The organism is Sulfurovum sp. bin170, assembly GCF_010892395.1.
Lineage (GTDB): Bacteria > Campylobacterota > Campylobacteria > Campylobacterales > Sulfurovaceae > UBA1140.
Genome location: NZ_JAACKB010000234.1, coordinates 1 through 10,199 on the forward strand (window position 1 = coordinate 1; position 10,199 = coordinate 10,199).

Annotated in this window: 13 protein-coding genes; 6 read left to right on the forward strand and 7 right to left on the reverse strand. The window is 36.7% G+C overall.

Annotated features, from left to right (window positions below):
* The 3 genes from GSY74_RS05520 to GSY74_RS05530 form a co-directional block, all read left to right on the forward strand.
* On the forward strand, positions 1-885 hold an 885-nt coding region (locus tag GSY74_RS05520; protein ID WP_164664105.1), incomplete at its 5' end, for an ATP-binding protein.
* Positions 886-1,035, forward strand: a complete 150-nt coding sequence (locus GSY74_RS05525; protein ID WP_164664106.1) for a hypothetical protein — start codon at positions 886-888, stop codon at positions 1,033-1,035.
* Between the two features lie 182 nt (positions 1,036-1,217).
* Complete coding sequence (locus GSY74_RS05530) at positions 1,218-1,805, forward strand: pseudouridine synthase (protein ID WP_164664107.1); 588 nt, start codon at positions 1,218-1,220, stop codon at positions 1,803-1,805.
* Between the two features lie 21 nt (positions 1,806-1,826).
* Here GSY74_RS05530 and GSY74_RS05535 read toward each other — a convergent pair whose 3' ends face one another.
* Positions 1,827-2,078, reverse strand: coding sequence for a hypothetical protein (locus GSY74_RS05535; RefSeq protein WP_164664108.1), 252 nt, complete (start codon positions 2,076-2,078; stop codon positions 1,827-1,829).
* A 57-nt stretch (positions 2,079-2,135) separates the two neighbouring features.
* Between GSY74_RS05535 and GSY74_RS05540 the strand changes: the two genes are divergently transcribed.
* Positions 2,136-2,879: an efflux RND transporter permease subunit gene (locus GSY74_RS05540; protein ID WP_370518772.1), complete on the forward strand. Its 744-nt coding sequence runs from the start codon at positions 2,136-2,138 to the stop codon at positions 2,877-2,879.
* A 114-nt stretch (positions 2,880-2,993) separates the two neighbouring features.
* On the opposite strand, the gene GSY74_RS05545 is transcribed toward GSY74_RS05540, so the two are convergent.
* From GSY74_RS05545 to GSY74_RS05565, 5 genes are all read right to left on the reverse strand, one after another.
* Positions 2,994-3,641: an ABC transporter ATP-binding protein gene (locus GSY74_RS05545; RefSeq protein WP_164664110.1), complete on the reverse strand. Its 648-nt coding sequence runs from the start codon at positions 3,639-3,641 to the stop codon at positions 2,994-2,996.
* Between the two features lie 72 nt (positions 3,642-3,713).
* Positions 3,714-4,769, reverse strand: coding sequence for a translation elongation factor Ts (gene tsf / locus GSY74_RS05550; RefSeq protein ID WP_164664111.1), 1,056 nt, complete (start codon positions 4,767-4,769; stop codon positions 3,714-3,716).
* Between the two features lie 3 nt (positions 4,770-4,772).
* Positions 4,773-5,780 carry a 30S ribosomal protein S2 gene (gene rpsB, locus GSY74_RS05555; protein ID WP_164664112.1) on the reverse strand — a complete coding sequence of 336 codons (1,008 nt, stop codon included), beginning with the start codon at positions 5,778-5,780 and terminating at the stop codon, positions 4,773-4,775.
* A gap of 333 nt (positions 5,781-6,113) precedes the next feature.
* Positions 6,114-7,538: a type I glutamate--ammonia ligase gene (gene glnA, locus GSY74_RS05560; protein ID WP_164664113.1), complete on the reverse strand. Its 1,425-nt coding sequence runs from the start codon at positions 7,536-7,538 to the stop codon at positions 6,114-6,116.
* Between the two features lie 70 nt (positions 7,539-7,608).
* Positions 7,609-8,388, reverse strand: a complete 780-nt coding sequence (locus GSY74_RS05565; RefSeq protein WP_164664114.1) for a histidinol-phosphatase — start codon at positions 8,386-8,388, stop codon at positions 7,609-7,611.
* A gap of 84 nt (positions 8,389-8,472) precedes the next feature.
* On the opposite strand from GSY74_RS05565, the gene GSY74_RS05570 reads away from it, so the two are divergent.
* Entirely contained in the window at positions 8,473-8,955 is a 483-nt protein-coding gene (locus GSY74_RS05570) for a hypothetical protein (RefSeq protein ID WP_223157475.1), read from the forward strand.
* A 17-nt stretch (positions 8,956-8,972) separates the two neighbouring features.
* Complete coding sequence (locus tag GSY74_RS05575; RefSeq protein ID WP_164664115.1) at positions 8,973-9,851, forward strand: prephenate dehydratase domain-containing protein; 879 nt, start codon at positions 8,973-8,975, stop codon at positions 9,849-9,851.
* Between the two features lie 48 nt (positions 9,852-9,899).
* On the opposite strand, the gene GSY74_RS05580 is transcribed toward GSY74_RS05575, so the two are convergent.
* Positions 9,900-10,199, reverse strand: a 300-nt coding sequence (locus GSY74_RS05580; RefSeq protein ID WP_223157476.1) for an IS1 family transposase, incomplete at its 5' end; no start/stop codon positions are given.

A 10,199-nucleotide genomic window follows, 5' to 3' on the forward strand; every position in this document is an offset into this window, starting at 1 on the left:
AAGCTGTTGAGTCGAGATATTGCTACCTCTTTGCGTGGTCGAACCATTACTTATGAGGTTTTTCCTCTTTCTTTTCGTGAATATTTGGCTTTTGAGAAGATAGAAGTAGATTTATATAGTACCAAAAGTTTAGCCTTTATTCATAACCGTTTAGAGAAGTTTTTACAGGATGGAGCTTTTCCTGAGATACTTCTTTTTGATGATAGAATTAGAGAGAAGATTCTTCAAGACTATTATAATGTGATGATTTACAAAGATTTGATAGAGCGATTTTCGATTAAAAATATAGAAGCGTTAAAGTTCTTTTTAAAGCGTATTTTAGCCTCTTCGACGAAGTTGGTCTCTGTTAATAAAATCTATAATGACCTTAAATCTAGTGGTTTTAAAATTAGTAAAAATAGTCTTTATGCGTATTTGGGCTATGTAGAAGATATATATTTGAGTTTAACCCTTGACAAGTATAGTCAAAAAATCACCACACAAACGGACAAAAAAGTTTACTCTATAGATATAGGTTTTAACAATACACTTCTCTATAAATTTTCTGATGATATAGGGAAATCTATGGAAAATGCTGTCTTTTTGGAGCTACGACGAAGAGAGAAAGAGATATATTATCATACGGACAGAACATCAGAGTGTGACTTTGTAGTGGTCGAAAAAGGAAGAGTAACGGGGGCGATACAAGTAACCTATGAGATGGATAATGAGAAGACAAAAGCCAGAGAATTTAAAGGCTTGGTCAATGCTTGTAAACAGTACGATTTAAATAGAGGTTTGATTATAACCTATGGAGAAGAGGGTTTTTATGAAGAGGATGGGGTTAGAATTGAGCTTGTGTCTTTGGTCTCTTTTTTGTTGGAAGATACGACAGAAGGGTTTTAAATGCAATCAGCAGAAGTCATAGATATTTATGTGACGGCTTCATTGGTGGAAGAGAAAAAAAGAAGGTTGTCGTTTGAGGTAAGTGTGGAAGATGAGTTTGGGAAGGTTTATGCTCGGTCGAAGGTTGTGAATTGGGTGATAGATAAGTGAAAATGAACAATACAAAAGAGACAAACAGTTGGAACGCAGACCCACAAAAAAATGAAAAAATTTAGTTTTTAGGATATAGTTTCAGATGAATGAGAAATTAAAGAAGGGTGGATTTGCATCATAAAAGAATAACCCCAATCTTAATTTAAGGGTTCATCAAAAACACCCAAGGAATACACCTAATGAATAGAACAACGAATGATTCTAAAAAACTGTTAGTACTCAATAAGCCTAAGGGTTATGTGGTCACACGGTCTGATGAGCGTGGGCGAAAAACAGTTTATGACCTTTTACCCGATTGGGTTTTTGTTGACGGATGGATGCCCATCGGACGACTTGATTTAGAATCTAAGGGGCTTCTATTGTTTACAACCAACGGCAAAATAGGCAATGTGTTGACCAAACCTGGGAATTGCATTAAGGTTTACGAAATCTGGGTTAGAGGTCATGTAACAGACGAACATATTGCATCGGCTATGAATGGAATGGAAAGCAAGAACGATATACTTAAAGCCCTTAATGTCGAAAAAATAGGCATTGGTGGTGCGAAAACAAAACTCAAAGTAGAGATTGACGAGGGAAAGAATCGACATATTCGTAGGCTTTTTGGGTCACTTAAAGACCCAAAATTTGGGACACCATTGAAGGTCTTAAACTTGAACCGAATTAGTATTGGTAGTTTTAAACTCAATATCAAAATCGGTGAGTGGCGTTATCTTTCATTGGACGAAGAGAGAATGTTGATTAATAATCTTGTTGACAGCCAATAAATTAAATGGTTAATGTACTCACTAAAATGAGTACCCAACCCCAAAATACCCAACTTTAGAATTCATACTGAAATCAGCTGACTCAGATGAGATATTCATACCACTAATATCTATATGGATGTCATCCAAATCCCAAGCTGTATAACGATACCCCAGCGTAGCATAGAAGCGTGGGCTAATGGTGAACCAACCCAACTGATAATCTACCTCCAATGGCTGAAATCTAATACCAAAATCATATTTTTGAAAATGACCATCGACTTTTAAATCCATATCAATCTTACTGTTTTTCAATCTTCCTGTCTGATAGGCATAAGTTCCAGAGCCGATGTGACCAGCATGGGAAATATACGGATTAAAACACCTTATGGATATGCACCACTTAAAACCTTTGCCAACCTCTATTACAAAGAAGCTCCTTCTATCCTGAAAGCTGAAAAGGGTAAAAAGGTTATCTTTATCTACATTACTCCAAATCAAGGGACAACCTCACAAGCCTACAAAAAAGAGGGAATGAAACTCTTGGCTGACCTCAAACTACCAACAGGCTACTATTTTGAATGGGCAGGAGAGAGTGAATATCTCGAATCAGCAATGGAACGACTCCTTTTTATTGTGCCGATTACGCTCTTTGTAACTTTTATCCTTATCTATATGGGGCTACAGAGTATGCGAAATGCCCTAATCGTCTTTTTAACCTTGCCATTTGCCACGGTTGAAGGGATACTCTATGTGGATATGTTAAATTTCAACTTCTCAATTGCTGTGATTGTTGGATTTTTATCACTCATTGGGGTGGCAACAGAGACGGCTATTGTGATGATTATTTACTTGGAAGAGGCTGTGGAAAAAGTGAAAAAGAGAACTACTGAAAATCTAAAAGAGGCTATCTATGAGGGAGCTGTTTTGCGTGTGCGTCCTAAGTTGATGACCGTGTTTTCTATCTTGGGTGGGTTGATTCCGATTATGTATATTGATGGGGTTGGGAGTGAAGTGATGCAGAGGATTGCTTCGCCTATGATTGGTGGGGTTGTTAGTTCGGCTGTGTTGACACTTTTTATAATTAGGTTTTAGCTCTTTTTATAATTTTAACCATTTTATGATAAACTTGGTAATCAATATCCCACCAAAAAATACGATAAAAAATAAAGATGCTTTGATAGATATATCAACAAGAGAGAGAGTCATCTAAAACTCCTCTAAATTTTTGTTCTCTAAGATATATCGTTTATCGCACAGTTTAGCCATATTCTCATCATGAGTTACAAGTACCATAGAGGCACTGTTCTCTTTGATATAGTCCAAAAGTACTCTCATAACTAGATTGCCTGTCTCTCTGTCAAGATTTCCAGTAGGCTCATCTGCAAAGATGATTTTGGGTTTTTTGCTAAGAACTCTAGCGATAGAGATTCGTTGCTGTTGTCCACCTGATAGCTCACCGATTTTTTGTTCCATTAACTCTTTTATCTCTAGTTGTTCTAGTAGTTTATCATCAATAGTCTCATTTGATAGGAGAGTCGCAATCTCTAGGTTTTCTATAGCTTTCATGCCTTTAAATAGATAGTGAGCTTGAAATACAATACCTAAATCATCTCTGCGAATCTGCTCAATCTCTTCATCTCTCAGTCTATAAAGATTATGACCCAAGAGATGAACTTCACCCTCATTGGGAACTATAAAACTAGAGAATATATGAAGTAGCGTTGATTTTCCACAGCCACTTCGTCCGAGAATGGCAATACTCTCTTGGGGTTGGAGTTCAAAATCTACATCAGTAAAAAGTTGATAGTCAAATGAGTGGGCTATGTTGGTTGCTTTTAATAGGGGGGTGGACATTTAATTATCCTTTATGTTCCAATATTGTCTATGCATTCCCACCGAGACGGTGGGAACGAGGTGGATTAATCTTTACGCCATCTGCTTTGCAACTTCTGCTGCAAAATCTTCCTCAACAACTTCGATACCTTCACCAACTTCAAGTCTAATAAAGTCAGTAATTAGAGCTTTACCACCAGATATTTTTGCAATATGCTCTCCAACAGTAACACTATCATCCATAACATATTTCTGGTCAAGAAGTGCAAGTTCTTGGTCAAGTAGAGTATTATCAGAGATAAATCTATCTAGTTTACCAGGAACGATTCTATCCCAAATTTTCTCTGGTTTACCCTCTGCTTTTAGTTCAGCTTCGATAGCTGTTTTTGCTTCTGCAATAACCTCATCGGTTAGTTGTAGTCTACTTACAAATGTAGGAACATTTTTAAGAGCTTTTCCAAGTCTTACTCTCTCTTCGTTATCTTTTTTAACAACTTCGATTCTACCTTTTGTCTCTGACTCAACAAAATCAGCATCAAAATCACTATAAGATAGAGTAGTTGGACTCATAGCTGCTGCGTGCATTGCTATATTTTTGAGTTCGCCTCTTACTTTTTCGACAATAGTAGCATCTTCACATTTTGCACCAAGAAGAACAGCAACTCTGCTATTTGCATGAAGATAACCATTGATAGCTACGGTATCATCGTCTGAAGATACCATACCAGCTCTTCTTACTACTAGGTTCTCACCAATAGTAGCAATTTTAAGTGATAGATAATCAGCAAACGGTTGACCATCAATCTCTGAACTGTTAATAGCATCTGCATCAGCCAAACTGTTATCAAAAGCGTGTTTTGTAATCTCTGAAACAACACCCTTAAAAATATCATTTTGAGCTACGAAGTCTGTTTGAGAGTTAATCTCAACTACAACAGCTTTGTTATCAGATACTTCGATAGATACAACACCCTCTGCAGCAACTTTACCAGACTTTTTAGCAGCGGCTCCTAGACCTTTCTCTTTTAGCCATGCAACAGCCGCATCAAAATCACCATCTGACTCTTTTAGTGCATTTTTACAATCCATCATCCCTGCACTAGTAGTCTCTCTTAGTTTTTTAATATCTTTTGGTCCAAAATTTGCCATCTCTTATGCTCCTGCCAACTCTTTAGCTTCTGCAATAGCTTCAGTTTTTATTTTTGCTGCTTTTGCTGTCTCTTCATTCATCTTTGCGATTTGAGCAAATGTTGTAATACCCGCAGCATAGAGGTTCTCTTGACCAACTTGACCAATACCTGTAAGCTTAGTAAGTTCATCTTTTTCTGAACCACCTTCAGCTACAGCCTCTGCAACAATCTCTTTCTTCTCATCTTCTGTAGCTTTATCTTCTGTAGCTTCATCTCTAGGAGCCATCATAGCCTCTGCAAGTTCTGCATCTGCTGATGGTGCATCTGTAGCCTGCATACCCTCTTTTTCAGCTAGTTCAGCTTTTCCTTCGATTATCGCTTCTGCCATCTCTTTACAGAAAAGATTGATAGAACGGATAGCATCATCATTTCCTGGGATTGGATAGTCAACTACATCTGGGTCACAGTTTGTATCTAGTGGAGCGATAACTTTCATACCCATTCTTCTAGCCTCTTTAACAGCAATATGCTCTTTAACAGCATCAATAACAAACATCATATCTGGAAGTTTTTTCATATGTCTGAAGCCTTCAAGATAAGCAGATAGTTTTGCTTTTTTTCTTGTTAGCATTAGAGCCTCTTTTTTAGTCAAAAGGTCAAGTTGTCCACTCTCCTCCATCTGCTCAATAATTTCGAGTTTTCTGATAGATTTTTTCATTGTTGGGTAGTTTGTTAACATCCCACCTAACCATCTTGTAGATACATATGGCATACCACATCTCTCTGCATGTTCTTTGACACCTGAACGAGCCTGTTTTTTAGTTCCTACAAAGATAACTGTTTGACCCTCTGCTGCTGCCTCTTTTACTACACCATAAGTGTATTTGAAGTATCTAAGAGTCTTCTGTAGGTCGATAATATAGATATTTTTTCTCTCACCAAAAATAAACTTTTTCATCTTTGGATTCCATCTTCTTGTTTGGTGACCGAAGTGTACACCACATTCGAGTAAGTCTTTCATTGTTACCATATTTTGCTCCTTGCAAAAGTCCAAAAATAGATAATTGAGTTGAAAATCTAGGAAACGATGGCTTTAGCCTCGTCTTGTTCGGGGCTAAAGCCTCCGACTCCAATGGGTTTCAAAATTATATATTTTAAGACAAAAATAATATTTTTAGAGACCGTAGTCTATAGGTTTGTTTCACTGTAGCCCTTAACACACAACTGTGCAACCATTCAAGGATTAACTACGAGAGAATTTGTCTGTAGATTTTACAAACGCGTGATTATATCGGAAAAGAGATTAAGGGAAAATAATAGAGAGGAGATTTGTAGGGGCAGACCAATGTGTCTGCCCTTATAATTAACAAGAATAAGTAGTCTTAAACTCAAATCCTGTAGGTCTAGCCTCATCTTGGTGAACTTGACTAGTAAACATATATCGTCTATAAGCATTAATAAACTCATCACTCATAACAGGTCTAAGGAACTCAAAGTCTTCACGAAGACCTTCTAGTGCCTCTCTTAGTGTTCTTGGCATCTGAGGAATATTTCTCTCTTTAATCTCATCAAGTGTAAGCTCAAACAGGTCAATATCCATAGGTCCAACAGGAACATCTTTGTTTTTGATACCATCAAGTCCAGCTAACATAAGAACTGAAAAACAGAGGTAAGGACAAGCAGTGCTATCTGGGAATCTTGTCTCAATTCTTGTTGCCATCTCACCCGCACCATAAGGAATACGACAAGCAGCTGAACGGTTTTGGCTAGAGTATGTCAAGATACTTGGAGCCTCATATCCTGGAACCAATCTTTTGTATGAGTTGGTACTTGGGTTTGTAAATGACGCAACTGCACCTGAGTGTCTGAATATTCCACCAAGATACTGTAGAGCCATCTCACTTAGGTTTGCATACTCACCCTCTTTATAGAATTGATTTTTACCCTCTTTCCAGATTGATTGGTGAACATGCATACCGTTACCATTATCTCCATAGAGTGGTTTTGGCATAAATGTAGCTGTTTTACCATTGAGGTGTGCTACCATTTTTACAACATATTTGTACTTTTGTACATTATCAGCAGCTTCGATGAGTCCCGCATATTTGATACCAATCTCGCCTTGTGCTTGTGCAACTTCATGGTGACCCAACATAACAGTAAGACCAATATCATCCATTACTTGCATCATCTCAGCTCTAAGGTCAACCATAGTATCTGTTGGCATTACTGGGAAGTAACCACCTTTTGTTCCTGGTCGGTGACCCATATTGCCCATCTCATAACCAGTTCCATAGTTCCATTCACCCTCTTCAGAGTCAACTCTGTATCCAGTTTGGTTAACCCCTGACCAGATTCTAACATCATCAAAGATAAAGAACTCATTTTCTGGACCAAAGAACGCATCATCACCCACACCAGACTCTTCCATATACTTCAAAGTCTTTTTAGCGATACTTCGTGGACATCTCTCATAGAGGTCATTTTTATAGATGTCATAAACATCACAGATAACGATAATGGTACTATCAGCTGTAAATGGGTCAAGGAACGCTGTCTCAATATCTGGCTTAAGGAGCATATCTGACTTCTCAATCGGTTGCCAGTTTTCGATGGAAGAGCCATCAAATGGAAGACCATTTAAGATACCAGCATCTACAGCATCCATTCTATATGAAATATGGTGCCATGCACCTCTGATGTCTGTAAATCTAAAATCCACATACTCTACTTCATTCTCTTCACAGAATTTATAAAATTCATCTACATTGTTTACAAATTTACCCATTTGTTTCTCCTAAAGTTTTAAGTTGCGTTGATTGTATCGGAAACTTTTTTAAAACCATAGGATTTTTTGATTAAAAAGTAATCAATTGTTGTTGTCGCCGTTCAAAAGTAACAGCTTTTGTGTATCCAACCTCTTTGGCTAGTGCCGTAGCTTTGCTATATCCAAAACCCACCTGTTCAGGTGTATGTGCGTCGGAGGAGAAGGTGATGGGGATATTGAGTTCATATGCTACCTCTAGTAGTGAAGCAGATGGATATATCTCTTTAATTGGTTTTCGAAGACCTGCTCCGTTGAGTTCAATTACCATGCCTGATTTTTTGATAGCTATTAGTGCATTTTTGGCAATTAGTCGTATATCTTTTGATGGCATAAATTTAAAAACTTTGATAAGGTCAAGATGTCCTACTATATCAAAATAGCCCGTTTTTGCCATAGCCTCTATAGCATCAAAATACTCTTGCCAAATATCATCTATATTGCGACTCTCCCATCCACCGATAAATTCAGGATTATCAAATCCCCACTTATCAAGAAAGTGAACGGAACCTATTAGATAGTCCACATCAGCTTTTAAAACTCTCTCATCCATATAACCTTCAAGATAATCTACCTCATAGCCAAGAAGTATCTCTATCTTATCTCTATATCTCTCTTTAGCCGATAGTACATCTTGAACATAATCGCCCATATTGCTAAATAGTAGACGATACTCTAGGTCAAAATCCATAGGAGCATGTTCACTAAATCCATAAATATCAATTCCAAGCTCTATCGCTCGTTCTATATACTCATCTATTGTACCCTCTGCGTGGTTACAACGCGTAGTATGATTGTGCAAATCTATTCTCATCTTGAAATTTTATCATATAAATCTATTTTTTATTTAAATTCTTATGTTATAATCAAAAAAATAAACTATTAAAGGAAAAACTATATGGAGATAGAGTTAAATGCACAGACTATATTGATAATTATTGGAGGTATTGTAATTGGATGGTTATTAAGTACAATAAAATCATTTTTTGTAGTCAAAAAACACAAAAAAGAGTTAAAAGAGTACAAAGACCACTTAGAGCGACAGATGAAGATTACAGATACAGGAAATAAAACACTTATGGACGAGATAGAGGGACTCAAAAAAGATAATGAGAACTTAAGAATTTCAGTAAAAACATTGGGACAGAAACCTGGACGGGCAGAGCTTCGACAGTTTAATATATATGATACTGCTTTGCGTAAAATGATGCTACAAGCCCCTGGATTCTCATCTGCTTGGGAGAGTGCATTGCAAGAGTCGGAGAGAGAATATGAAGAGAATGAGACAGGATTTAAACACATTATGGGTAAAGTGTTTGGAACAAGTAGTATCACCCATAATGATGATGATACTCTACATAAAATAGAGCATAAAAAATAGAGTAAAGAGTAAATAGAATGTCAAAAAGAGTCAAAGTCTCATATCAAGGTATCGCAGGAGCTTATTCACATTTGGCATGTTATGGCTATTTTGGTGAGGAGATAGAGTGTTTGGAAAATGAGACCTTTGAAGATGCAATGGAGCAGGTAGAAGAGGGGAAATCAGACTTTGCTATGATTCCTATTGAGAATAAAACAGCTGGTAGAGTTGATGAGTTTTATGGTCTAATTCCAGAGATGAAGTTGCAGATAGTAGGTGAACATTATCAGAAGATAGAACACTGTCTGATGGGTTTAGAAGATAGTTTATTAGAGAATATCCAATACGCCTACTCTCATCCACAAGGTCTAGCACAGTGCCGTAATACACTCAAAGCATTAAATATCAGAGCAACAGCACAGTTTGATACGGCAGGTTCAGCCAAAGAGATAAAAGAGAGAGGTAGTATATATCTATCTGCTATCGCTTCATCATTGGCCGCCAAAACTTATGGTCTCAAGATTTTAAAAGAGAATGTTCAAGACCAAAAAAATAATTTTACACGATTTATTGTTCTGTCTAACTCAAAAAAGAGAGAGATAAAAAAGCAGAGAGAGTATATAACTTCAATTATATTTGAAGTCAGAAACATCCCTTCTGCTCTCTATCAAGCTCTTGGGGGTTTTGCAAAAAATCGTGTGAATATACTTAAAATAGAGAGCTACATACCTCTAGGGAGACTAAAAGAGAGTCATTTTCATATAGATGTAGATGGCTCTTTGGAGTGTTGTGATTTGCAAAAAGCACTAGAAGAGTTAAACTTATATGTAAAGAAAATCAAAATAATTGGCTCTTATGAGAAGAGCCAATTGAGAATTATAGAAGATGAGGCATTTACTCCTTGTGTTAAAATCTAGTTATTAATTTAGTGGGTAGTGTACCAATTCCGTTGATATAATTTTTCATTATATCAAAAGTCCAAAATCCAAAACATTAATCAAGAGACCAATAACAATATCATGCATTTTGATAGACTTAGAGAAACAGATAGTTTTTCGAGTAAGTCTCTTAACTCTTGTTCTTAAAGTAAGATTTTTTCTCTCAATTGTTTGCGTATTTCTCTTTCCAATTTCATGCTTGTTTTCATCTAGGTTTTTACTATACGAGCCCCAATTATCTGTATAATATTTTCCTATTTTGAATGGTTCTAATAGCTTTTTGAGTTTTAGAAAAACTTCATCTTTTCTTCTCCCAAAAACAAAGGC